The organism is Sphingomonas oleivorans, assembly GCF_003050615.1.
Lineage (GTDB): Bacteria > Pseudomonadota > Alphaproteobacteria > Sphingomonadales > Sphingomonadaceae > Sphingomonas_H > Sphingomonas_H oleivorans.
In genome coordinates, this window is record NZ_NWBU01000009.1 from 243,170 (window position 1) to 263,962 (window position 20,793).

Below are 20,793 nucleotides of genomic sequence, written 5' to 3' on the forward strand. Positions count from 1 at the left end.
CCACATTTGTTCTGGATGGGCAAGAGGGTCTGCGCCAAGGCGCGGGGCCGCTCGGGCCAAGATGGATTGCGTGGACGCCAAGGGCAAGGGCGCGGACGGCCGAATCCTGCGGCATGTTAGGGCGCGCGCAGGGGAACGATGCTCCAAGGCACGGGAGAGGGCGGAGCGCGGCGGTGGACGGACCCAGTCAGGGCGGTGGCAGGCGCGTGATGCGGAGTGTCGTGCCGCTGATCTTCCTCGCACTTCCCGGCTGCAGAGTGGTGGATCGGCTGACGCAGGACATAGCGGACTATAGGCTGCATGCGCTGCTGCTCGGGCTGGGCGCGGGGCTTTCCGTGCTGCTGGCGGCGATCGCGCTGGCCGCCTTGTTCGACAAGGGACGGACGGGGGCGGGCAGGCGGCAGGCGCTGCTGCTCGCCATAATCGGCGCGGCGCTGTTCGTGCTGATCGAGTCGGTGGTGTTTCTCGGCCGGCCCGTTGGCGATGCGGGCGAGATCAGGGCGAGCGAGACGCGGGGATCGTAAACAATACCGTCATCCCTGCGAAGGCAAGGGCGACGGTCCGGTATGAGGCATTCCCTCTCCGCCCGAGCGGGCGGAGAGGGGGAAGGGCAATCAGTGCGTGCCGTAGAGGCGCATCGCTTCCTGGCGGAAGGCGGCGGCGCTGTCGGGGCGGCTGTAGAACATGTGGCCGCCCGGATAGAGGGCGAGCTTCACCCGGTCCGGCCGGCCATAGCTCGGCATCTGATCGATCAGCAGCCGCGAGGCGAAATAGGGGCAGGAGAGGTCGTCCATGCCATGGACGATCAGCACGCCCATCTTGCCGTCATTCGCGATCGCCTTGCGCAGATCGGTGACGGGTTCGTCCTTATTGTCGCGATCCCACAGCTCGTTCACCTTGTAGGACAGCGCATAATAGCGCGCGTCGATCTTGTAGCCGACCTGGTTGGTGACGAAATCGACCATCGCGCTGGTGGTGGGCGCGATCAGCGCCTCCAGGATCGGATCGCCCGAGCGGCGCTGGGGCGAGGCCGGGAAGGGATCGAAGGCCGTGACATTGCTGTCATAGACGCTGCCGATCTTGCCGTCCGTGCGATAGGTTTCGCGCAGATAGGTGCCGATATCGACACGGCCCTGAAGCTTGCGCACCAGCGCCGGATCGAGCCCGGTATAGGCCGCGACCTTGGCCGACATGCGCTCGATCGCCTGCGGATCGGAACGGCCGCGTAGGAAATCCTGGAGATATTCGCCGCGGGCATAGGTCTCGACATCGCGCAGCGCCGCTTCGCTGAGCTTGCCCTGCCGCTCGAGATGGCCTGCGGCCATCGACGGCAGGTTGATCATCCAGGGCAGCGGCGAAAGCGCGGTGCCGCCGCCCTCATCATCCTGCGCGGTGGGATCGAGATAGGGCGAGACCATGACGATGCCGTTCAGGCCGACGCCGAGCTGCGTCTGGAGATGATAGGCGAGCCGCGGCACGCGATAGCCGCCATAGCTTTCGCCGACGATATATTTGGGCGAGGTCAGCCGGCCATTCTTGACCAGCCAGTCATAGACGATGCGCGACAGATATTCGATGTCGGGCTTGGCGCCGTAAAAGGCCTTCTTGCTCTTCTCCTCCTCCACCAGGCTGCGGCTGAAGCCGGTGCCGATCGGATCGATGAAGACGAGATCGGTGAAGTCGAGCCAGGTGCCGGGATTGTCGACCGCGACCGCGCTGTCGGACGGCGCATCGCCCTCCGCGCCGAACTGGACGCGCTTGGGCCCGATCGCGCCGAGATTGAGATAGACGGACGATGCGCCCGGCCCGCCGTTGAAGGCGAAGGTGACGGGACGGCCGGCGGCACGTGTGCCGGGCACGGTATAGGCGGTATAGACGACCTCGCCGATCGTCTTGCCCTTCTCGTCGCGCACGGGAAGGCTGCCGACGGTGGCGTCATAGGCGAGCTTGCGCCCGGCGATGCTGCTGGTCTGGCGGATGGTGCGATCGGACGGGAGCGGCGCGAGCGCGATCTCCTCCTTCTTCGGCGCGGGATCGTCGGCGGCAAGCGCGGTCGTGGCGGAAAGGGCCAGCAATGCAGCGGCGCCGATCCGGGCGAATATGTGCATCAGTTTCGGTTCCCCCAAATTTGGCGTTGGCGAAGGGGTAGGCCGAAACGAGGTGCTTTGCCAGAGCAATACAGATCCGCGCGCCTGGCTTATGACATTGCGAGCACGAGATTCCGGATCTGGGGATAGACCTGCGTCTCCCACTTCCGGCCGGAAAAGACGCCATAATGGCCTACGCCCGCCTGAAGATGGTGGCGCTTGAGATGCGGGCGCAGGCCGGTGCAGAGATCATGCGCGGCCGCCGTCTGGCCGACCGCGCAAATATCGTCGCGCTCGCCCTCGACCGTCAGCAGCGCGGTGCGGCGGATCTTGCCGGGATTGACGCGCGCGCCCCGGAAATCGAGCTCGCCCCGCGCCAGCTCCGCGCGCTGGAACACCTTGTCGATCGTTTCCAGATAAAATTCGGCGGTAAGGTCGAGCACGGCGAAATATTCGTCGTAAAAGTCGCGGATCTTCGTCGCTTCCTCCGCATCGCCATCGGCGAGGAACTGATAGAGCGCGCGATGCTGTGCGGCATGGCGGCCCATATTCATCGACATGAAGGCGGTAAGCTGGAGGAAACCGGGATAGACGCGCCGCCCCCGCCCGGCATAGCGCCAGGGCACGCGCGTGATGAGATTGCGCTCGAACCAGTCGAGATCATGCGCGGTGGCGAGCGCGTTGACCGAGCTGGGGTTGATCCGCACGTCCACGGGTCCTGCCATCAACGTCATGGTCCGGGGCTGGGCGGGATGGCCGTCCTCCGCCATCACCGCAGTGGCGGCGAGCGCCTGCACGCAGGGCTGGCACACCGCCAGCAGGTTCGCGCCGGGGCCGAGCTCGACCAGAAAGCGGATCAGATAATCGACATAATCGTCGAAACCGAACGACCCGGCGGACAGCGGCACGTCGCGCGCATTGGCCCAGTCGGTGACATAGACGTCATGATCGTGGAGCAGCGTGGCGATCGTGCTGCGCAGCAGGGTCGCGAAATGGCCGGACAGGGGGGCTGCGACCAGCATCTTGGGCTGGGGCGTCTGCACATCGTCCTTGGCGAAATGGAGCAGGCTTCCGAAGGGCAGCGAGAAGACCACTTCCTCGCGCACGGCGACCTCGGCATTGCCGACGGTGACGCTTTCGATGCCATAGGCCGGGCGTTTATGGGTGAGCCGCGCGCCCGCGCCGACCTCGATCAGCGCGAACATGCTTTTGGGCAGCGGCCAATGGGCAAGCCCGCCGAACCGGTCGCGTGCCTCGAGCGCGCCGGCGGCGCCCGCACGGAAAGGGGCGAGAACGTCCTCCAGCCCCTGATAGACATCGTACAGCATGCGCCTGCCGCTCCCCCCACAGACAAGGCCGGCCTCTGGACCAGACCCGGGGGACGACTCCCCCCCCTTTCTTCCGATCCCGAATAATGCATTAGGTGCTGCGGTGCGACAGGCATATTTGACGGGCATGCAATTGTTCGGGGGAGGCGATGGCGGACGCGGTGCTGACGATCTCGAGCAAAAATTATTCCTCCTGGTCGCTGCGCGGCTGGCTGCTGTGCCGGATGGCGGGGCTCGACATCGAGGAGCGGATCGTGCCGATCGACGATCCGGCGAACCGGGCGGAGTTGCTGCTGCTCTCGCCCTCGGTGCTGGTGCCGCGGCTGGAGCATGAGGGGTTGAGCGTGTGGGACACGCTCGCCATCGCCGAATATCTGAACGAGCGCTTCCCCGAGGCGCAGCTCTATCCCGCCGACCGGGCGGCGCGGGCGCTGTGCCGCGCCGTATCGGGGGAGATGCATTCGGGCTTTTTCAACCTGCGCTCGGCATTGCCGATGAACCTGAAGGCGCATCACCCCAATTTCCGCATCTTCACCGGCGCGCGGCCCGATATCGAGCGGGTGCAGGCGATCTGGGAGGAGTGCCTGTCTCATTATGGCGGGCCTTGGCTGTTCGGCGCGCGGCCGAGCGTGGCGGATGCGATGTTCGCGCCCGCCGCCACGCGCTTCGTCACCTATGACGTGCCGCTCCGGCCCGTGCCGGCGGCCTATCGCGATACGATAATGGCCTGGCCGCTGATGGAGGAATGGATCGCAGCCGCAAAGGCCGAGCCGGAGGAGGTGGAGGAGCTCGATATCGAGTTCTGAACTGCAGGTGTCCCGGCCTGCGGGGCGCCATCGGATGAAAGGGGGACGTGCTTCATGGATCGCAGGCTGTTTCTGAAGGGGGGATCGGCGGCGGCCGGGGCGCTGGCGCTGCAGGCCTGCACCCGGGCGGGCTCGGGTTGGCCGACGCAGATGGCGATGCCCGACATATCCGACAATTGCGCGCTGCCGCCGGTGCATGTGGCCGAGGATCGGGTGATTCGCACCGTCGTCGGCCTGCGTCCCTTCCGTCCGTCGGGCTTCGTCGTCCGTGCCGAGGCTTTGGGGGACAAGAGACTCGTCCATAATTATGGCCATGGCGGTGCGGGCATAACGCTCTGCTGGGGCACGGCGAAGCTCGCCACCGAATTGGCGCTGCCGGGCCATTCGGGGCCGGTCGCGGTGCTGGGCGCGGGCGCAGTGGGGCTGGCGACGGCAAGGCTGGTGCAGGAAGCGGGCTTTCCCGTGACCATCTACGCCAAGGCGCTGCCGCCCGAGACGACCTCCAACATTGCCGGCGGGCAATGGTTTCCCGCGCGCGCCTTCCAGAAGGGGCATGCGAGCGATGCCTTCGTCGCGCAGTTTCGCGCGGCCAGCGTCTATGCCTATCGCCGCTACCAGCTTCTCGCAGGCGCGCGTTACGGCATACGCTGGATGAAGAATTATTATTGCTCGGACAGGCCGTTCGACGTCGATCCTTACAGTTCGCTGATCCCCGATCTGCTGCCCGAAACGCGCATGCTGGCGAAGACGGAGAATCCCTGGCCCCATGCCTATGTGCGCCAGCAGGACGGGATGATCGTCGAGCCGTCCATCTTCCTGCGCGAAATGCTGATCGACGTCTATGGCGCGGGCGGCAAGGTGGTGGTGCGCCCGTTCGCCAATGTGGCCGAGATCGCGGCGCTCCCCGAACGGGTGGTGATCAACTGCACGGGGTTGGGCAGCCGCGACCTGTTCGGCGACCGGGAGCTGACCGCGATGCGCGGCCAGCTGAGCTTCCTGCTGCCCCAGCCGGAGGTGCGCTACGCCGTCTCCGCGCCGGGCGGGATCTATATGTTCTCGCGCACCGACGGCATATTGCTGGGCGGGACGGGCGATCTCGACAATTTCTCGCTGGAGCCGGACATGGCGACCCGCGCGCGCATCCTGGCGGGGCACAAGGCGCTGTTCGCGGGGCTTCGCCGCTGCTGATTCGGCGACGGGCTGAGGCCGGCCCGCGCTGGATTGCGGAAATGCGTAAACGGTTCGTCGATCCGGATAGGGCGTTCGTCGGCCCGGCGGTCGTTCGTCAACGCGTCTCGCGCGCCGGTCGAAGCACGCATGAACGGCCGGCGGGCCGGGTCTAAACCTCCTCCAACAGCAACGGACATCGGGTTTTTCTCGCCGGTGTCGCTCGAGGAGAAAGACCATGTTCAGCACCGTTTCCAAGGGCCTTTCCGCCATGGCCCTGATCGCCGCCGCCGCCGTCGCGCTGCCTGCTCAAGCGGCCGAGACCGAGCAGAAGAGCGTTTATGCCAATCATGGCGACCTGGACCTGCGCACGGCCGCAGGCGTCACCGAACTGAACCATCGCATCCGCCGGGCGGCCAACCGGGCGTGCAATGTTTCCGACGCGCGGGATGTCGCCACGCTGCAAAAGGCGATGGAGTGCCGCCGGGTGGCGGTCGCGAATGCGGCGCAGCGCGTCGAGCTGGCGATCGCTCGCGCCAAGGATCGCGCCGCCTATGCCGCGCGGGGCTCCGCTTCCACCGGCAACGGCCTCTGATCGGCACGCGCGGTTACCCGTCCCAACGTCCCCGCCGCGCGTGTCGCATGCGCCCCCGGAGCCCCCCGGCCCCGGGGGCGCTTTCCCATTGGCATCTTAGGCCCATTGGCGTCTCAGGCCGCGCGCGCCTCGGCAGGGGCGGCGGCCTTTTTGAGCAGCCGATTGACATGATCGAGCTTGGTCACGACCGCCGGGGGGAGGTGGAAGGGATAAAGGTCCGGCTGGCCCATCGAGCGGTTGATCGCATTTTCCGCGAAGGAGAATGGCGTCCATTCGGCGACGAGCTGGCCCGTATCCGCCTTGTAGGGATCGAAATCGACCACCGGTTGCTCGGCCATGCTCGGCCATGTCGTCATCCGCATGCCGAAGCCCCCGATCGTGGCCAGCGTATCGACGATGTGGAGGAGATGCGCGAACGTCTCCGCAAAATCCTCCCAAGGATGCATGGTTGCATAGGCGCTGACATAGTCGGTGGTCCAGGTGGAGCCGCCATCGCCATAATGTTTCTGCATCGCGGCGGCATAGTCGATCGTCTCGTCGCCAAAGACGGCGCGGAAGGCGCTTAATTCCTCCTCCCTGCCCTCGATCAGGCGGGACCAGTAATGATGACCCACCTCATGGCGGAAATGGCCGAGCAGCGTGCGATAGGGCTCGCCGAGCGTGCGGCGGATGCGCTCGCGCTCGACATCGTCCGCCTCGATCAGGTTGAGCGTGATGAGGCCGCTGTCATGGCCGGTCATGACCTGCGGATTGCCCGTCTGCTCGGCGGCGGGATCGTAGAGGAAGTCGAAGGCGAGGCCCTGGCCCTGCTTCGCCTCCGCCGGCGTCTCGATCGGCAGGCCGAGCTTTATGAGCGTGTGGAACAGCCGCCGCTTGGCCGCCTCGATCTTGCCCCAGCGTTCGGGCACGTTCGGACCGGTCAGGTCGGGGATGGTGCGGTTGTGGCGGCAGGCGCGACAAAGGGCCGTGTCGCTGTCGCGCGGCACCAGCCAGTTGCATACCCCATATTCGTTGTTGTTGGCGCAGACGACCATGTCATGCGCCTCGCCCTTCGCGTCGCGCCAGGTGGTGGCGGCATCGCCTAGGAACAGGAACCGGTCGTCCAGCGGATCATAGCCCAGCGTGAAGCTGCAATTGGGGCAGACGCGCACCTCGAAATGCAGCAGGCGGGCGCAGTTGGGGCAGGCGAAGGGCGCCATGTGGCAGATCTCCGGTCGCTTCGGTCAAATGGGCCGGGAGAACGCGGCAGCGCCGCGAAGGTGCCTGCCCCCGCATATTCCCGCATCTTTCCCCTTGTGCGGCGGCGTGGCCTGACACATCTGCACTGTTGCGGCAGGGCAACAGTTGGCGTCCTGCCCCTGATGAGCGAAACGGTTGGACATGGCGGATCTCTATTCACGGCTGGGCGTGCCCCGCAACGCGGACGACGCGACGATCAAGACGGCGTATCGCAAGCTCGCCAAGGAGCTTCATCCCGATCGCAACCGGGACAATCCCAAGGCGGCGGCGCGTTTCGCCGAGGTGACCGCCGCCTATGACCTGCTGACCGATCGGGACAAGCGCGCCCAATATGATCGCGGCGAGATAGACGAGCATGGCAATCCCAAAATGCCCTTCGGCTATGGCGCGGGGGCGGCCGGCGGCGCGGGTGGATTCCGTCGCGGCCATCCGGGGCAGGGCGGCGCATCCTTCGAATTTGGCGGTGAGGGCGTCGATTTCGGCGACATATTCGAGGGGCTGTTCGGCGGCCGGGGTGGGCGCGCCGGCGCCGCTGGGCCGGGGGGCGGCTTTGGCGGCGGCTTCCGCCAGCGCGCGGCAGCCAAGGGGGCGGACGTCAGCTATCGCCTTGCCGTACCGTTCGAGGAGGCGGCGGCGCTCAAACCCCAGCGGATCACGCTCGCCAGCGGCAAGACGATCGACCTGAAGATCACGGCCGACGCGGTTTCCGGAACGCCGATGCGGCTCGCGGGACAGGGCGATGAGGGGCCCGGTGGCCGGGGCGATGCGATCGTCACGATCGAGGTGAAGCCGCACCGCTTCTTCCGCCGCGACGGCGATGATGTGCGGATCGATCTGCCGATCCGGCTCGACGAGGCGGTGAAGGGCGCGCGGGTGAAGGTGCCGACCGTCGAGGGCGCGGTGATGCTGAACATTCCCGAAGGCGCCAATTCGGGCAAGGTGCTGCGGCTCAAGGATCGCGGTTTCCATCGGAAGGACGGCACGCGCGGCTATCAATATGTAACGCTGATGGTCGACATTCCGCCCGATGATCCGGCGCTGCGCCAGTTCGTCGAAAGCTGGGAGGCGGATCATGCGCGCAACCCACGCGCGGCGCTGGGCGTATAACAGGGGGCGTTTCGTCACTCCGGAAGATCGGAGCCCTTATATGGTAGCTTGAAGGGATGCCCGGCTTTCGCCGGCATGACGAAGAACGGGCATGAGGAGGGGAAGGGGAGCCGCTTGCAGGAAGTCTCGCCCGAATCGCCCGAACAGCGCGCCAAGCGCAGCCGCCTCGACCGGTCGCTCGATCATGTCCGGCCGGGTGGGGCATTGTTCGAGATAATCAAGCGCGTCCTGGTCGGCGTCTATTCGGACGGCTTCATCCATGCCGGCAATCTCGCCTATCTGGCGCTGATCTCGCTCTTCCCCTTCTTCATCGTCACCGCCGCGCTGGCGCAGTTCCTCGATCGCGGGCCGGATACGATAGTGGCGGTCGAGAATTTCCTGCGCACCCTGCCGCCCGCGGTCGCTGCATTGCTGCGCCAGCCGATCATCGACGTGCTCGCCCAGCGCACCGGATCGCTGCTCTGGCTGGGCGCACTCGTCGGCCTGTGGACCGTCGGCAGCTTCATCGAGACGATCCGCGACATCCTCCGCCGCGCCTATGGCACCAATTACAGCCGCGGCTTCTGGCATTATCGGCTGGGATCGCTGTTGATGATCATCATCTCGGTCGTGCTGGTGCTCACCGCCTTTTCGGCGCAGGTGGTGCTGACTGCGGCGGAGGAGTTCGTCTATCGGCTGCTGCCTTTCGCGAGCGACCTCGTCAGCCTGATCGGCCTGTCGCGGCTGGCGCCGATGGCAACGCTGTTCGTCGCGCTCTATGCTTTGTTCTACACGCTGACCCCCGCCAAATATCGCTATGCGCCCTGCCCCAAATGGCCGGGCGCCTTCTTCACCGCTTTATGGTGGGTGACGGTGACGATGGCGCTGCCCGATGTGCTGGCGCTGCTCGGCAGCTATGACCTCACTTATGGCAGCCTGGCAGGCGTGATCATCGCGCTTTTTTTCTTCTGGCTGGTGGGCTTCGGCCTCGTCATCGGCGCGCATCTCAACGCGGCACTGGCGGAAACCCCTTCGGCAAGCGTAAAGGGAGCGCCGGTGCAGGCGTAAGGGAGCAAAGATGGCCGGCTTGATGGAAGGGAAGCGGGGACTGATCATGGGCCTCGCCAATGATCGTTCGCTTGCGTGGGGGATCGCCAAGGCGCTTCATTCGCATGGCGCCGAACTCGCCTTCAGCTATCAGGGCGATGCCATGGCAAAACGCGTGCGTCCGCTTGCGGAGGAGCTCGGTTCCGATCTGCTGATCGATTGCGACGTGACCGACATGGGCGCGCTCGATGCCGCGTTCGAGACGCTGGGCGCGAAATGGCCGACGATCGATTTCCTCGTCCACGCCATCGGCTTTTCGGACAAGAATGAGCTGCGCGGCAAATATGTCGACACCAGCCTCGACAATTTCCTGCTGACGATGAACGTCTCGGCCTACAGCTTCGTCGCGGTCACGCGCGCGGCGCGCAAGCTGATGCCCGAGGGCGGATCGATCCTGACGCTTTCCTATTATGGCGCCGAGAAGGTGGTGCCCCATTATAATGTGATGGGCGTGGCCAAGGCGGCACTGGAAACCAGCGTCAAATATCTGGCGATGGACCTGGGGCCGGAGAAGATCCGGGTAAACGCCATTTCCGCTGGCCCGATCAAGACGCTCGCCGCGTCCGGCATCGGCGATTTCCGCTACATCATGAAGTGGAACGAACTGAATTCGCCGCTCCGCCGCAATGTGACGATCGAGGATGTGGGCGGCGCGGGCCTCTATCTTCTGTCCGATCTGGCGGGCGGCGTGACGGGCGAGATCCATCATGTCGATGCGGGCTATAATGTGATCGGCATGAAGGCCGAGGACGCGCCGGACATCGCGCTTGCTTGAGCTGTTCCCTCTCCCTGCAGGGGAGAGGGAAGGGGCCCGCCGCGGAGCGGTGGGAAGGGTGAGGGGATGAAGCGGCCGCCCGGCACGGAGGCTCTCGATCGTGCGCGCGGAATGCGACGGTTCGGCACCCAGGCCGAGACGCGGCTCTGGTCGCGATTGCGCGGTCGCCGGCTGGAGGGCTGCAAGTTTCGGCGACAGGCGTGGATCGGCAACTATGTCGCCGATTTTTTCTGTGCTGAAGCGAAGCTGGTCGTCGAGGCGGATGGCGGACAGCATGATGAGCAGGTGGAATATGACGCGCGGCGCACAGCCTTCTTCAAACATGAGGGATTCCGGGTGATCCGTTTCTGGAACAATGACATGCTCGATAATCCGGAAGGCGTGCTGGCGGTGATCCGCGAGGCCCTCACCCTCCCGCTCGGTTCCGCCGAGCGGGCCCCTCCCTCTCCCCTGCAGGGAGAGGGGATATGAGCTTCAACACATTCGGTCGCGTTTTCCGGTTCACGACTTGGGGCGAATCCCATGGGCCGGCGCTGGGCGCGGTGGTGGATGGGTGCCCGCCGGGGCTGGCGCTGTCCGAGGAGGATATCCAGCCCTGGCTCGACAAGCGCCGTCCGGGCACGTCGCGCTTCACCACCCAGCGGCAGGAGCCGGACCGGGTGTGCATCCTTTCCGGCACGTTCGAGGGCCGCACCACCGGCACGCCGATCAGCCTGATGATCGAGAATGTCGACCAGCGGTCCAAGGATTATTCGGAAGTGGCGCTCGCCTATCGGCCGGGCCATGCCGATTATGCCTATGACGCCAAATATGGCTTTCGCGACTATCGCGGCGGCGGCCGTTCCTCTGCGCGCGAGACGGCGGCGCGGGTGGCGGCAGGCGCGGTCGCCCGCGCGGTGATCCCCGAGGTACGGATCCGCGCCTATCTGGTGGAGCTGGGCGGCGACGCGATCGACCGGGACGCTTTCGACGATGCGCAGATCGACGCCAATCCCTTCTTTTGCCCCGATGCGGCTGCGGCGGCGCGCTGGGAAGCGATCGTCGATGGCGCGCGCAAGGCGGGATCGTCGGTGGGCGCCATCGTCGAATGCGTGGCCGAAGGCGTGCCCGCCGGCTGGGGCGCGCCGCTCTATGCCAAGCTCGACAGCGAGCTTGCCTCCGCGATGATGTCGATCAATGCGGTGAAAGGCGTCGAGATTGGCGACGGCTTCGCAGCGGCGCGGCTGACGGGCGAGACCAATGCCGATCCGATGCGGCCGGGCAATGATGGCAAGCCGATCTTCCTTGCCAACCATGCCGGCGGCATCGCGGGCGGCATCGCGACCGGACAGCCGGTGGTGGTGCGCGTGGCGCTCAAGCCCACCTCGTCGATCCTGACTCCGGTCGAGACGATCGGGCGCCACGGCCAGGCGGCCGATATCCGCACCAAGGGGCGGCACGATCCCTGCGTCGGCATTCGCGCGGCGCCGGTGGTGGAGGCGATGATGGCGCTGGTGCTGGCGGATCAGAAGCTGCTCCACCGGGCGCAGGTGGGATGAGCCGCCGGCTCCTCATCCACGGACGGGTGCAGGGCGTCTTCTTCCGCGACTGGACGGTGGAGACGGCGCGGTCGCTGGGGCTGGATGGCTGGGTGCGCAACCGGGCGGACGGCAGTGTGGAGGCGCTGGTTTCAGGCGAGGCGCAGGTGATCGCGCGCTTCGTGGCGCTTTGCCATGAAGGGCCGCCCGCGGCGCGGGTCGATCGGGTCGAGGTGGAGGAGAGCGGCGAGGCGGTGGCGCCGGGCTTCACCCGGCGGGCGACGCAATAGTCTCTCCGTCGCCCCTGCGGACGCGGAGGCCTATCGCTTCATCCGCGCTCGCCTTGGGCATGGTGGCTCAAGCGCGGCGATATACTCCAGCCGCAAGTCCCCCCTAGCGCCGCACGCCCACCAGCGTGCCGGCGGCGCCGGGGACATAATCCCAGTCGAATTCGGGCCATTCGCGCTTCCAGCGACGCGCCACCAGCCGCTCGCCCGGCCGCGCGGCATCGTCCAGCATCACCGTGCCGCCGCTTGGGATGCGATCGAATACCGAGGCCGCGGCACCGCGCACGAAGGGATGGATCACCCAGGGCGGGCCATCGACGATCAGCATGTCGATCCGATCGGGAAGCGGCCCATGATCATACCACAGGCCCGGCCAGCCCTGCGGCGGCGTGTCGAGCGGTACGGCGCGGACATCCGCCTCCAGCCCCTGCGCGGCGAGCATGTCGCGCGTCGAGCCGGCGAAGTCGGGATGATTGTCGATACTGGTGACGAGGCCGCCATCCCCGTTCCGCGCCAGGCAGTGCGCGGCGACCAGCGTGGTCGTGCCGCCGCCGAATTCGACGACGCTGAGCGGCCGGCGATCGAGAATATGTTCGGCGATCAGCAGCAGCAGCCCGGCATCCGCGCGCCAGCTTCCAAGCTGTTCGGGCAGCGCATCATCGGGCAGGCCGGTGCGTTCGAGCAGTGCTGCGCGCGCCTCGGCACCGCCATCGCCGAGGCTTTTCAGCAGCCAGGGCCAGCCGATCGCGCCGAACGCGCCGACGAACAGCGCATCGCTCGCGGCGCGGCCCAGGGCGAGGAGGCGGGGGAGGTTGAAAAGCGCCTGAGGAGTCGAACCACCACCCGTACTCGCCATGCAACTCCACTCCCGGCCCCTCGGCGGCACGTGCTTGGCGCGAACCACCCTTGCCGTCAATCCCGGATGAAATCGGGTCCGGCCGTCGTTCTCCTCTTGCAAGCGGTCGGGGCGCTCGGCCTTCGACGGTCCCTCCGCGACGGAAAAGAGGAGATTTTAATGCGTATCATTCCCCTTGCCATGGCGCTTTCCGCCGCCCTGCCGATGACGGCAATAGCCCAGGTGAATGTGGGTGCAGCCGGTAGCGGCGCGGTCAATATGCCGGCTGTCTCGGGTGCGGCAGGGGGCACGCTGAATGGCGGCGTCACCATGCCGGACGTCGTGGGAACGGTGGGATCGACCGTCAGCGGCGTGACGGGAACGGCGCGCGCGACGGTTGGCGGCGTGGCCGGCACGACGCGCGCCACTGCCAAGGGCGCGGCCGATGCCGGCCGCCGCACCGCCATAGCCGCCAAACGCAAGACTTATCGTGCAGCCGATCGTGCGCGCCATCGCGCCTCGGCCGTCGCCGGACGGGCGCAGGGTGAAGTCCGCAGCGTGTCCATGCCGCGCGCCGGCGCGAATGTGGGCGTCGGGGTCGGCGCCAATGCCAACGTCAATGGCAATGCCGATGCGGGGGCGAGCCGCGCCCGTGCCGACAGCGGCGTCGATGCCAGGGTCAATGCCGGAGCGAATGCATCGCTCATGCCTTCGGGGCGCTGACCGGGTGCAAGGGGGCGGCCGGGCGGGGTGCCCGGCCGCCTCATGATCAGTCGCGGAAGGGATCGCGGACGAGAATGGTGTCGTCGCGCTCCGGGCTGGTCGAAACCAGCGCCACCGGGCAGTGGATCAGCTCTTCCACGCGGCGGATATATTTGATCGCCTGCGCAGGCAGGTCGGCCCAGCTCCGCGCGCCGGCGGTAGATTCGCTCCAGCCCTCGATCGTCTCGTAGATCGGCGTCGCGCGTGCCTGATCGGCGGGATGGGGCGGGAGATAGTCATATTGACGATCGCCGACCATATAGCCGGTGCAGATCTTGATCTCCTCGAAGCCGTCGAGCACGTCGAGCTTGGTGAGCGCGATGCCGGTGACGCCCGAGACCGCGACCGATTGCCGCACCAGCACGGAGTCGAACCAGCCGCAGCGCCGCTTGCGCCCCGTGACCGTGCCGAATTCATGGCCGCGCACGCCCAGCCGCTCGCCCGTCTCATCCTCCAGCTCGGTGGGGAAGGGGCCGGAGCCGACACGCGTCGTATAGGCCTTGACGATGCCGAGCACGAAGCCCGCCGCGGAGGGGCCGAGGCCCGAGCCGCTGGCCGCCGTGCCGGCGATGGTGTTGGACGAGGTGACGAAGGGATAGGTGCCGTGATCGACATCGAGCAGCACGCCCTGCGCGCCTTCGAACAATATCTTGTCGCCGCGCTTGCGCGCTTCGTTCAGCGTCAGCCAGACGGGCTTGGCATAGGGCAGGATGAAGCTGGCGATCCCCTCCAGCTCGGCGACGAGCGCGTCGCAATCGATCGGCTCGACGCCGAAGCCCGCGCGCAGCGCATTATGATGCGCCAGCAGCCGTTCGAGCTGGGGCCCGAGATCGTCGAGATGGGCGAGGTCGCATACGCGGATCGCGCGGCGGCCGACCTTGTCCTCATAAGCAGGGCCGATGCCGCGCCGCGTGGTACCGATCTTGCCCGCGCCCGACGCATCCTCGCGCAGCGCGTCGAGATCGCGGTGGAAGGGCAGGATCAGCGGGCAGGTCTCGGCCAGGTGGAGATTGTCCGGCGTGATCTCGACGCCCTGCGCGGCGAGCTTCGCCACCTCGTCGCGGAAATGCCAGGGATCGAGCACCACGCCATTGCCGATCACCGAAAGCGTGCCGCGCACGATGCCCGAGGGGAGCAGCGAGAGCTTGTAGGTCTGGTTGCCGACCACCAGCGTATGGCCGGCATTATGCCCGCCCTGGAAGCGTACGACGACATCGGCGCGCGCGGAGAGCCAGTCGACGATCTTGCCCTTGCCTTCATCGCCCCACTGGGCGCCGATGACGGTGACGTTGGCCATTATTTCAGTCCGTTCTTTGCAGGGCCCTCTCGCCTCTCGGCGGGAGAGGGGCGTTAAAGTTCGATCGTCTCTGTGCCGTTCCAGATATGGGTGCAGCCGAGCGCCGCCGGATCGTCGCCCTCCACGAGCGCCGCGATCGTCGTCCAGCCCTGGCCGCGCAGCACCCGCCCGGCCGCCGCATCGCTGCCGAGCGGCAGGAAGATGCGCCGACGCGGTTCCGCACCCAGCCCGGCATCGACCAGCGGATCGAGATAGAGGGAGAAGCCGACCGCGGCTTCCTCGCGCCCGTCGGGATGAAGGATCGTGTAGCTGCCACCGCGTCCGATTTCGCCGGACAGGCCCTCGCCGAACAGCGAGAAGCCGATCCAGCTCTGATATTCGAAGCCGTGCCGCTCGGTCGGATCGAGCGTGAGCGTTGCGCGATTGCCGATCGCGGCGGCGATCGTCTCGATCGCGGCGAGACGGCTGTCGAGCGCCTGGGCGGGATCGAGCGCGCGCAGCCGTTCGAGCGCGGTATCGAGCGGCCCGGCGGCGGCGATGAAGGGGAGATAGGCCTCCGCACCGAGCGCCGCGAGCCCGCCGGCATCCTTGGCGTCGAGCAGCTCGCGTACCGCATCGATGCGGTCGGCCGGCAGGTGCATCGGGCCCGCCGCCAGCGTCTCGACGAGGTCGGGCAGCGTGAGGTCGACGGTGATGCCGGTGACGCCTGCCGTCTCCAGCGCCTCGATCGCGACGCTCAGACATTCGATCACGGCGGCGAGGCCGTCGCTGCCGATCAGCTCGGCGCCGGCCTGGGTCAGCTCGCGCTCGGGACGGAGCTGGGTGGCGCGCAGCTTGAGGACGGGGCCGCCATAAGCGAGGCGGAGCGGCCGGGCGCGATGGCCCATGCGCGTGACGGCGATGCGGCCGACCTGGCCGGTAATGTCCGGCCGGAATGCGAGCGTGCGCTGCGACACGGGATCGACGAAGCGCAGCAGATCCTGCGCGCGCGCCGATTTCAGCCGACCGACCAGGCTTTCCTCAAATTCGGCGAGCGGGGGCGTGACGCGATCATAGCCATGCCGCCCGATCGCGACGATCACCCGATGCAGCAGCCGCGATGCGGCTTCGGCCTGCGGGGGCAGGCGATCGCGATATCCTTCGGGGAGCAGGCCGGGGGCGATGGTCATGGGGAGAGGCCTTTAACGTGCTTTTCGCGTCATGCCAGCTTGGAGCGTCGCCAGTTCGCGCCGTCGCACCAGCGAAGGCTGGTGTCCATGGCTATTGCCGCGCATGATGCCGCTATGGCGGGAGGCTTTGTCTACATCATGACCAATGGGCCGAGCGGGACGCTCTATGTCGGCGTGACCGCCAACCTCGCTGCGCGCATCCATCAGCATCGGACCGGGCAAGGCTCCGATTTCTGTCGCAAGCATAGACTGAACCGGCTGGTTTATATCGAACGTCATGAAACGATGCTCGAAGCGATCGCGCGCGAGAAAGCGCTCAAGAAATGGCAGCGGACGTGGAAGCTGAACCTCATCGGCAAGACCAATCCCGAGTGGCGGGACTTGTTCGAGGAGATTAACGGCTGACCCGTCGCCCCGGCGCAGGCCGGGGCCCATGTCTATCGCCTCGAACGGTGTCCCTTGTGGTGAGAGCCATGGGCCCCGGCCTGCGCCGGGGCGACGGACCATCTCAGAAGGTCAGCGGCTTGACGGTCTTCACGCCGGGGAGGCGGCAGACGTCCCACAGCACCGGCTCGGTCACGGGCGAATCGACCGAGAGGAGCAGCACCGCTTCCCCACCCGCCGCGCGACGGCCGAGATGGAAGGTGCCGATATTGACGCCCGCCTCGCCGAGCGCGGTGCCGAGGCGGCCGATGAAGCCGGGCGCATCCTCATTCACGACATAGAGCATGGTGCCAGCGAGATCGGCCTCGACCTTGATGCCGAAAATCTCGACCAGGCGCGGCTCCGAATTGGCGAAGAGCGTGCCCGCGACCGACTTTTCGCCGGCCGAGGTGCGGACCGTCACGCGCACCAGCGTGTGATAGTCGCCCTCGCGATCATGGCGCACCTCGCGCACGTCGAGCCCGCGTTCCTTCGCCAGGAAGGGCGCGTTCACCATGTTCACCGTGTCCGAATAGACGCGCATCAGGCCCGCGAGCACCGCGCCCGTGATCGGCTTCTGGTTGAGCTCGGCAGCGGCTCCCTCGACCTCGATCGCGACGGCCTTCACATCATCGCCGACCAGCTGGCCGACGAGGCTGCCGAGCCCTTCGGCGAGCGCCATATAGGGCTTGAGCTTGGGCGCTTCCTCGGCGGACAGCGACGGCATGTTGAGCGCGTTGGTGACGCCGCCCGAGACGAGAAAATCCGCCATCTGCTCGGCGACCTGGATGGCGACATTGACCTGCGCCTCGCTGGTCGACGCGCCCAGATGCGGCGTGGAGATGAAGTTGGGCGTGCCGAACAGCGGGCTCACCTTGGCCGGCTCCTCGACGAACACGTCGAGTGCGGCACCCGCGACATGGCCCGAATCGAGCGCCTCCTTGAGCGCCGCCTCGTCGACCAGCCCGCCGCGCGCGCAGTTGATGATGCGCACGCCCTTCTTGGTCTTGGCGATGTTCTCGCGGCTGAGGATGTTGCGCGTCGAATCCGTGAGCGGCGTGTGGAGCGTGATGAAGTCGGCACGCGCGAGCAGATCGTCGAGCGTCACCTTCTCGATGCCCAGCTCCAGCGCGCGCTCGGGCGTCAGGAAGGGATCATAGGCGATCACCTTCATCTTGAGGCCCAGCGCCCGGTCCGCGACGATCGAGCCGATATTGCCCGCGCCGATCAGGCCGAGCGTCTTGGACGTGACCTCGACGCCCATGAAGCGGTTCTTCTCCCACTTGCCGGCCTGGGTCGAGGCGTCGGCGGCGGGCAGGTCGCGGGCGAGCGCGAACATCAGCGCGATGGCATGTTCGGCCGTCGTGATCGAATTGCCGAAGGGCGTGTTCATCACGACGACGCCGGCGGCGGAGGCGGCCGGAATGTCGACATTGTCGACGCCGATGCCGGCGCGGCCGACCACCTTGAGGTTCTTCGCGGCGGCGAGAACGTCCTTGGTGACCTTGGTCGAGGAGCGGATGGCGAGGCCGTCATAATCGCCGATGATGGCGATCAGCTCCTCCTTGGTCTTGCCGGTAATCTCGTCCACCTGGATGCCGCGCTCGCGGAAGATCTGCGCGGCCTTGGGGTCCATCTTGTCGGAAATCAGTACCTTGGGCATGATTCTGGGTCCTTGGAACTAGACCGTCATGCCAGCGAAGGCTGGCATCCCTCCTAAGTCGTCACATGCTGGAAGCGGGGAGGGACCCCAGCCTTCGCTGGGGTGACGTGGAATGAGAGAGGGTGGTCAGCCGTGCGCCTGCGCCCAGGCCCAGTCGAGCCAGGGGCCGAGCGCCTGGATGTCGCCCGCATCGACCGTCGCGCCGCACCAGACGCGCAGGCCCGGAGGCGCATCGCGATAGCCGGCGACGTCATAGGCGGCATCCTCCGCCTCGAGCAGCGACGCCATCTTCTTGACGAGCGCGGCCTTGGCATCGTCGTCCAGGCCCTGCACCGCCGCATCCGCGAATTTGAGGCAGACCGAGGTGTTGGAGCGTGTCGCCGGATCGGCGGCGAGATGCTCGATCCAGGGCGTCGCGGAAACCCAGGCGTCGAGCGCTTCGGCATTGTCATTGGCGCGCGCGATCAGCGCCTCGAGCCCGCCCAGCGACTGCGCCCATTCCAGCGCGTAAATATAGTCCTCGACCGCGAGCATCGAGGGCGTGTTGATCGTGTCGCCCTTGAAGATGCCCTCGATCAGCTTGCCGCCCTTCGTCATGCGGAAGATCTTCGGCAGCGGCCAGGAAGGCTGATAGCTCTCCAGCCGCTCGACCGCGCGAGGGCCGAGGATGATGACGCCATGGCCGCCTTCACCGCCCAGCACCTTCTGCCAGCTGAAGGTGGTGACGTCGAGCTTGTCCCAGGGCAGGTCCTGCGCGAACACGGCGGACGTCGCGTCGGCGAAGGTCAGGCCTTCGCGATCGTCGCGGATCCACTCGCCGTCCGGCACGCGCACGCCGGACGTGGTGCCGTTCCAGGTGAAGACCACATCGCCCGACTGATCGACCGCGCCCAGATCGGGAATCGCGCCATAGGGCGCCTTGACCACCTTCGCATCCGGCAGCTTGAGCTGCTTGACGACGTCCGTCACCCAGCCTTCGCCGAAGCTTTCCCAGGCGAGCATCGTCACGGCGCGCGCGCCCAGCATCGACCAGAGCGCCATTTCCACCGCGCCCGTATCCGAACCCGGCACGATGCCGATGCGGTGCGTCGCGGGGATCTTCAGGATGGTGCGGGTGAGGTCGATCGCATGGGCGAGGCGGCTCTTGCCGAGCTTGGAGCGATGCGAGCGGCCGAGCGAACCGAGAGCGAGGCCTTCCGGATGCCAGCCCGGCGGCTTGGCGCAGGGGCCGGAGGAAAAATGCGGACGCGCCGGCTTCAGGCCGGGGCGGGTAATCTCAGTCATGAATGACTCTCCTCACAGAGAGCACGCGCCGCGTTGGGACGGCGTGGCCCGCCGGCGGCTTTAGTGGCGCGAGGCGGGCTGTCAAGCATTTCGCGGTGAGGAAAGTGCGTCGTGAATGTTTTCGCATGGCCGCTCTTCCAGCCGCGATTAACCTTGTCTTGACGGGTGTGGGCTAGGATTTCCGGCGATGATGCGGATGCTGATCCTGCTGGCGGCATTGCTTTCCGGCGCCGTGGCGCCGGCGGCCGGGCCGTTCCGCTATGCCGAGCGGCAGGTGTGGAGCTATAAGGCGCGTGCCATCGATCGCGGTTCGCTGTTGCGCATCTGGAAGATCGACCGGATGGGGGATGGCCAGCGCGTCTTCCATGTCAGCGTGATCGGCCTCGGCACGCCGCGCGGGAGCCCGCAAATGCCCGATATCCAGCATCTGCCGATCACCGAGGCGGCGCTGGACCGCAGCGTGATGCGGCGCGTGGACAGCGACGCCGTCTTTCCCGATCCCTCCAGCGGCTATGTCCAATGGCATCGGCAGAAGGGCGCGCCCTTCACCATGACGGTCGCCGAGGTGGTGGATCTGGTCGCCCGGTCGATGGTCGCGGGCAAGGTGAAATAGCAGTATCTCGTTCCGTCGTATCGGTGCCTCGTTCCGACTCCGGGGCAGCGTCCATTCATTGACCGGCAAGCCGCGCCGCGCCACCTGGCCCATATGAAGAATTGGGGGGTGGTAATATTGCTGGTGCTGCTGGCGGCATGCGCCGGGCCGCCGTCGCGCCGTCCGCCGGCCAGGCCCTCGACGCCGGCGGAGCAGCCGGACGATCCGCGCAAGCTCCGCCAGTGCCGCGCCGACCTCAGCGCGATGGGCGTGAAATATGAGATATTGCCCGACCGGCGTTTCGCGGGCGGCTGTTCGGCGACGGGATCGGTGAAGCTGGTCGCGATCGGCATTCCCGTCACCAATTTGGGCGCGCTCAAATGCGGTGTGGCGCTGCCCTTCTCCCAATGGGTGCGCGAGGCCGTGCAGCAGGCGGCGCGCGCCTGGCTCGACGGCTATGTCACGAAAATGGAAAGCTTCGGCACCTATAGCTGCCGACCGGTCAACGGGCAGATCGGCAACCGTCTTTCCGAGCATGGCCGTGCCAATGCGGTCGATATATCGGCATTCCAGCTATCGGATGGGCGCCGGATCACGGTGAAGGAAGGATGGAGCGGCTCCGATCCCAATGTCCGTGCCTTTCTGCGCGCGGTGCATCGATCCGCCTGCCGACGCTTCGGCATCGTGCTCGGGCCCGATGCGAACGCGTTTCACCGGGATCATTTCCATTTCGATATGGGCAAGGGTCCCTATTGCCGCTAAGCGAGGGGATTC

The 20,793-nt window shown here is 66.8% G+C and carries 22 protein-coding genes; 14 read left to right on the forward strand and 8 right to left on the reverse strand.

The features are described 5' to 3' along the window. Positions 1–173: 173 nt before the first annotated feature. Positions 174–524 (forward strand): hypothetical protein, encoded by a 351-nt coding sequence (locus tag CLG96_RS10985; RefSeq protein WP_133175391.1) that lies wholly within the window; start codon positions 174–176, stop codon positions 522–524. Between the two features lie 90 nt (positions 525–614). Here CLG96_RS10985 and CLG96_RS10990 read toward each other — a convergent pair whose 3' ends face one another. Together CLG96_RS10990 and CLG96_RS10995 are read right to left on the reverse strand one after the other, a co-directional pair. Then, the gene (locus CLG96_RS10990) at positions 615–2,108 is read right to left on the reverse strand and encodes a S10 family peptidase (RefSeq protein ID WP_107967926.1); all 1,494 of its coding nucleotides are present in this window, start codon (positions 2,106–2,108) and stop codon (positions 615–617) included. An 89-nt stretch (positions 2,109–2,197) separates the two neighbouring features. Beyond that, positions 2,198–3,415, reverse strand: coding sequence for a polyhydroxyalkanoate depolymerase (locus tag CLG96_RS10995; RefSeq protein ID WP_107967928.1), 1,218 nt, complete (start codon positions 3,413–3,415; stop codon positions 2,198–2,200). 149 nt (positions 3,416–3,564) lie between these two features. On the opposite strand from CLG96_RS10995, the gene CLG96_RS11000 reads away from it, so the two are divergent. The 3 genes from CLG96_RS11000 to CLG96_RS11010 all read left to right on the forward strand — a co-directional run bounded on the left by CLG96_RS11000 (position 3,565) and on the right by CLG96_RS11010 (position 5,983). Further along, positions 3,565–4,221, forward strand: a complete 657-nt coding sequence (locus CLG96_RS11000; RefSeq protein ID WP_107967930.1) for a glutathione S-transferase — start codon at positions 3,565–3,567, stop codon at positions 4,219–4,221. Between the two features lie 54 nt (positions 4,222–4,275). Further along, positions 4,276–5,409, forward strand: coding sequence for an FAD-dependent oxidoreductase (locus tag CLG96_RS11005; protein ID WP_165799623.1), 1,134 nt, complete (start codon positions 4,276–4,278; stop codon positions 5,407–5,409). Positions 5,410–5,626: 217 nt separating this feature from the next. After that, on the forward strand, positions 5,627–5,983 hold the full coding sequence (locus tag CLG96_RS11010; protein ID WP_107967931.1) for a UrcA family protein: 357 nt from the start codon (positions 5,627–5,629) through the stop codon (positions 5,981–5,983). A gap of 113 nt (positions 5,984–6,096) precedes the next feature. Here the strand turns inward: CLG96_RS11010 and CLG96_RS11015 are convergent, their stop codons facing one another. Next, complete coding sequence (locus tag CLG96_RS11015) at positions 6,097–7,182, reverse strand: zinc-binding metallopeptidase family protein (RefSeq protein WP_107967933.1); 1,086 nt, start codon at positions 7,180–7,182, stop codon at positions 6,097–6,099. Between the two features lie 181 nt (positions 7,183–7,363). Here CLG96_RS11015 and CLG96_RS11020 point away from each other — a divergent pair, with 181 nt between their 5' ends. From CLG96_RS11020 to CLG96_RS11045, 6 genes are all read left to right on the forward strand, one after another. Then, positions 7,364–8,329: a DnaJ C-terminal domain-containing protein gene (locus CLG96_RS11020; protein ID WP_107967935.1), complete on the forward strand. Its 966-nt coding sequence runs from the start codon at positions 7,364–7,366 to the stop codon at positions 8,327–8,329. Positions 8,330–8,404: 75 nt separating this feature from the next. Next, positions 8,405–9,376, forward strand: a complete 972-nt coding sequence (locus CLG96_RS11025; protein WP_107968109.1) for a YihY/virulence factor BrkB family protein — start codon at positions 8,405–8,407, stop codon at positions 9,374–9,376. A 10-nt stretch (positions 9,377–9,386) separates the two neighbouring features. Beyond that, positions 9,387–10,190, forward strand: a complete 804-nt coding sequence (gene fabI / locus CLG96_RS11030; RefSeq protein ID WP_107967938.1) for an enoyl-ACP reductase FabI — start codon at positions 9,387–9,389, stop codon at positions 10,188–10,190. Positions 10,191–10,256: 66 nt separating this feature from the next. Beyond that, positions 10,257–10,661 (forward strand): endonuclease domain-containing protein, encoded by a 405-nt coding sequence (locus tag CLG96_RS11035; RefSeq protein ID WP_107967939.1) that lies wholly within the window; start codon positions 10,257–10,259, stop codon positions 10,659–10,661. Continuing rightward, complete coding sequence (gene aroC / locus CLG96_RS11040) at positions 10,658–11,728, forward strand: chorismate synthase (RefSeq protein WP_107967941.1); 1,071 nt, start codon at positions 10,658–10,660, stop codon at positions 11,726–11,728. Before CLG96_RS11035 ends, aroC begins: the two co-directional genes overlap by 4 nt. Then, positions 11,725–11,997 (forward strand): acylphosphatase, encoded by a 273-nt coding sequence (locus tag CLG96_RS11045; RefSeq protein WP_107967943.1) that lies wholly within the window; start codon positions 11,725–11,727, stop codon positions 11,995–11,997. The genes aroC and CLG96_RS11045 overlap by 4 nt, the downstream gene beginning before the upstream one ends. Positions 11,998–12,100: 103 nt before the next feature. On the opposite strand, the gene CLG96_RS11050 is transcribed toward CLG96_RS11045, so the two are convergent. Beyond that, on the reverse strand, positions 12,101–12,850 hold the full coding sequence (locus CLG96_RS11050) for a class I SAM-dependent methyltransferase (RefSeq protein WP_107967945.1): 750 nt from the start codon (positions 12,848–12,850) through the stop codon (positions 12,101–12,103). A 159-nt stretch (positions 12,851–13,009) separates the two neighbouring features. Here CLG96_RS11050 and CLG96_RS11055 point away from each other — a divergent pair, with 159 nt between their 5' ends. Next, complete coding sequence (locus CLG96_RS11055; RefSeq protein WP_133175392.1) at positions 13,010–13,552, forward strand: hypothetical protein; 543 nt, start codon at positions 13,010–13,012, stop codon at positions 13,550–13,552. Between the two features lie 46 nt (positions 13,553–13,598). Here the strand turns inward: CLG96_RS11055 and CLG96_RS11060 are convergent, their stop codons facing one another. Together CLG96_RS11060 and CLG96_RS11065 are read right to left on the reverse strand one after the other, a co-directional pair. Further along, positions 13,599–14,888, reverse strand: a complete 1,290-nt coding sequence (locus CLG96_RS11060) for an adenylosuccinate synthase (RefSeq protein WP_107967948.1) — start codon at positions 14,886–14,888, stop codon at positions 13,599–13,601. 53 nt (positions 14,889–14,941) lie between these two features. After that, entirely contained in the window at positions 14,942–16,057 is a 1,116-nt protein-coding gene (locus tag CLG96_RS11065) for an ATP phosphoribosyltransferase regulatory subunit (RefSeq protein ID WP_107967950.1), read from the reverse strand. 114 nt (positions 16,058–16,171) lie between these two features. Between CLG96_RS11065 and CLG96_RS11070 the strand changes: the two genes are divergently transcribed. Continuing rightward, positions 16,172–16,462, forward strand: a complete 291-nt coding sequence (locus CLG96_RS11070; RefSeq protein ID WP_107967952.1) for a GIY-YIG nuclease family protein — start codon at positions 16,172–16,174, stop codon at positions 16,460–16,462. Between the two features lie 103 nt (positions 16,463–16,565). Here the strand turns inward: CLG96_RS11070 and serA are convergent, their stop codons facing one another. Together serA and CLG96_RS11080 are read right to left on the reverse strand one after the other, a co-directional pair. Beyond that, the gene (gene serA / locus CLG96_RS11075; RefSeq protein ID WP_107967953.1) at positions 16,566–18,143 is read right to left on the reverse strand and encodes a phosphoglycerate dehydrogenase; all 1,578 of its coding nucleotides are present in this window, start codon (positions 18,141–18,143) and stop codon (positions 16,566–16,568) included. Positions 18,144–18,269: 126 nt separating this feature from the next. Beyond that, complete coding sequence (locus tag CLG96_RS11080) at positions 18,270–19,427, reverse strand: phosphoserine transaminase (protein ID WP_107967955.1); 1,158 nt, start codon at positions 19,425–19,427, stop codon at positions 18,270–18,272. 187 nt (positions 19,428–19,614) lie between these two features. Between CLG96_RS11080 and CLG96_RS11085 the strand changes: the two genes are divergently transcribed. Together CLG96_RS11085 and CLG96_RS11090 are read left to right on the forward strand one after the other, a co-directional pair. Then, entirely contained in the window at positions 19,615–20,040 is a 426-nt protein-coding gene (locus tag CLG96_RS11085) for a hypothetical protein (RefSeq protein WP_107967957.1), read from the forward strand. A 108-nt stretch (positions 20,041–20,148) separates the two neighbouring features. After that, positions 20,149–20,781, forward strand: coding sequence for an extensin family protein (locus tag CLG96_RS11090; RefSeq protein ID WP_243395737.1), 633 nt, complete (start codon positions 20,149–20,151; stop codon positions 20,779–20,781). Positions 20,782–20,793 lie beyond the last annotated feature (12 nt).

Excerpts from the sequence above, each read along its gene's own strand:
- CLG96_RS10990 (WP_107967926.1), bottom strand. The coding sequence starts at position 2,108 with ATGCACATATTCGCCCGGATCGGCGCCGCTGCATTGCTGGCCCTTTCC.
- CLG96_RS10995 (WP_107967928.1), bottom strand. The coding sequence starts at position 3,415 with ATGCTGTACGATGTCTATCAGGGGCTGGAGGACGTTCTCGCCCCTTTC.
- serA (WP_107967953.1), bottom strand. The coding sequence starts at position 18,143 with ATGCCCAAGGTACTGATTTCCGACAAGATGGACCCCAAGGCCGCGCAG.
- CLG96_RS11085 (WP_107967957.1), top strand. The coding sequence starts at position 19,615 with ATGATGCGGATGCTGATCCTGCTGGCGGCATTGCTTTCCGGCGCCGTG.
- CLG96_RS11005 (WP_165799623.1), top strand. The coding sequence starts at position 4,276 with ATGGATCGCAGGCTGTTTCTGAAGGGGGGATCGGCGGCGGCCGGGGCG.
- CLG96_RS11025 (WP_107968109.1), top strand. The coding sequence starts at position 8,405 with ATGACGAAGAACGGGCATGAGGAGGGGAAGGGGAGCCGCTTGCAGGAA.
- CLG96_RS11070 (WP_107967952.1), top strand. The coding sequence starts at position 16,172 with ATGGCGGGAGGCTTTGTCTACATCATGACCAATGGGCCGAGCGGGACG.
- CLG96_RS11010 (WP_107967931.1), top strand. The coding sequence starts at position 5,627 with ATGTTCAGCACCGTTTCCAAGGGCCTTTCCGCCATGGCCCTGATCGCC.
- CLG96_RS11080 (WP_107967955.1), bottom strand. The coding sequence starts at position 19,427 with ATGACTGAGATTACCCGCCCCGGCCTGAAGCCGGCGCGTCCGCATTTT.
- fabI (WP_107967938.1), top strand. The coding sequence starts at position 9,387 with ATGGCCGGCTTGATGGAAGGGAAGCGGGGACTGATCATGGGCCTCGCC.
- CLG96_RS11020 (WP_107967935.1), top strand. The coding sequence starts at position 7,364 with ATGGCGGATCTCTATTCACGGCTGGGCGTGCCCCGCAACGCGGACGAC.
- CLG96_RS11045 (WP_107967943.1), top strand. The coding sequence starts at position 11,725 with ATGAGCCGCCGGCTCCTCATCCACGGACGGGTGCAGGGCGTCTTCTTC.
- CLG96_RS11000 (WP_107967930.1), top strand. The coding sequence starts at position 3,565 with ATGGCGGACGCGGTGCTGACGATCTCGAGCAAAAATTATTCCTCCTGG.
- CLG96_RS11015 (WP_107967933.1), bottom strand. The coding sequence starts at position 7,182 with ATGGCGCCCTTCGCCTGCCCCAACTGCGCCCGCCTGCTGCATTTCGAG.
- aroC (WP_107967941.1), top strand. The coding sequence starts at position 10,658 with ATGAGCTTCAACACATTCGGTCGCGTTTTCCGGTTCACGACTTGGGGC.
- CLG96_RS11035 (WP_107967939.1), top strand. The coding sequence starts at position 10,257 with ATGAAGCGGCCGCCCGGCACGGAGGCTCTCGATCGTGCGCGCGGAATG.
- CLG96_RS11065 (WP_107967950.1), bottom strand. The coding sequence starts at position 16,057 with ATGACCATCGCCCCCGGCCTGCTCCCCGAAGGATATCGCGATCGCCTG.
- CLG96_RS11060 (WP_107967948.1), bottom strand. The coding sequence starts at position 14,888 with ATGGCCAACGTCACCGTCATCGGCGCCCAGTGGGGCGATGAAGGCAAG.
- CLG96_RS11050 (WP_107967945.1), bottom strand. The coding sequence starts at position 12,850 with ATGGCGAGTACGGGTGGTGGTTCGACTCCTCAGGCGCTTTTCAACCTC.
- CLG96_RS11055 (WP_133175392.1), top strand. The coding sequence starts at position 13,010 with ATGCGTATCATTCCCCTTGCCATGGCGCTTTCCGCCGCCCTGCCGATG.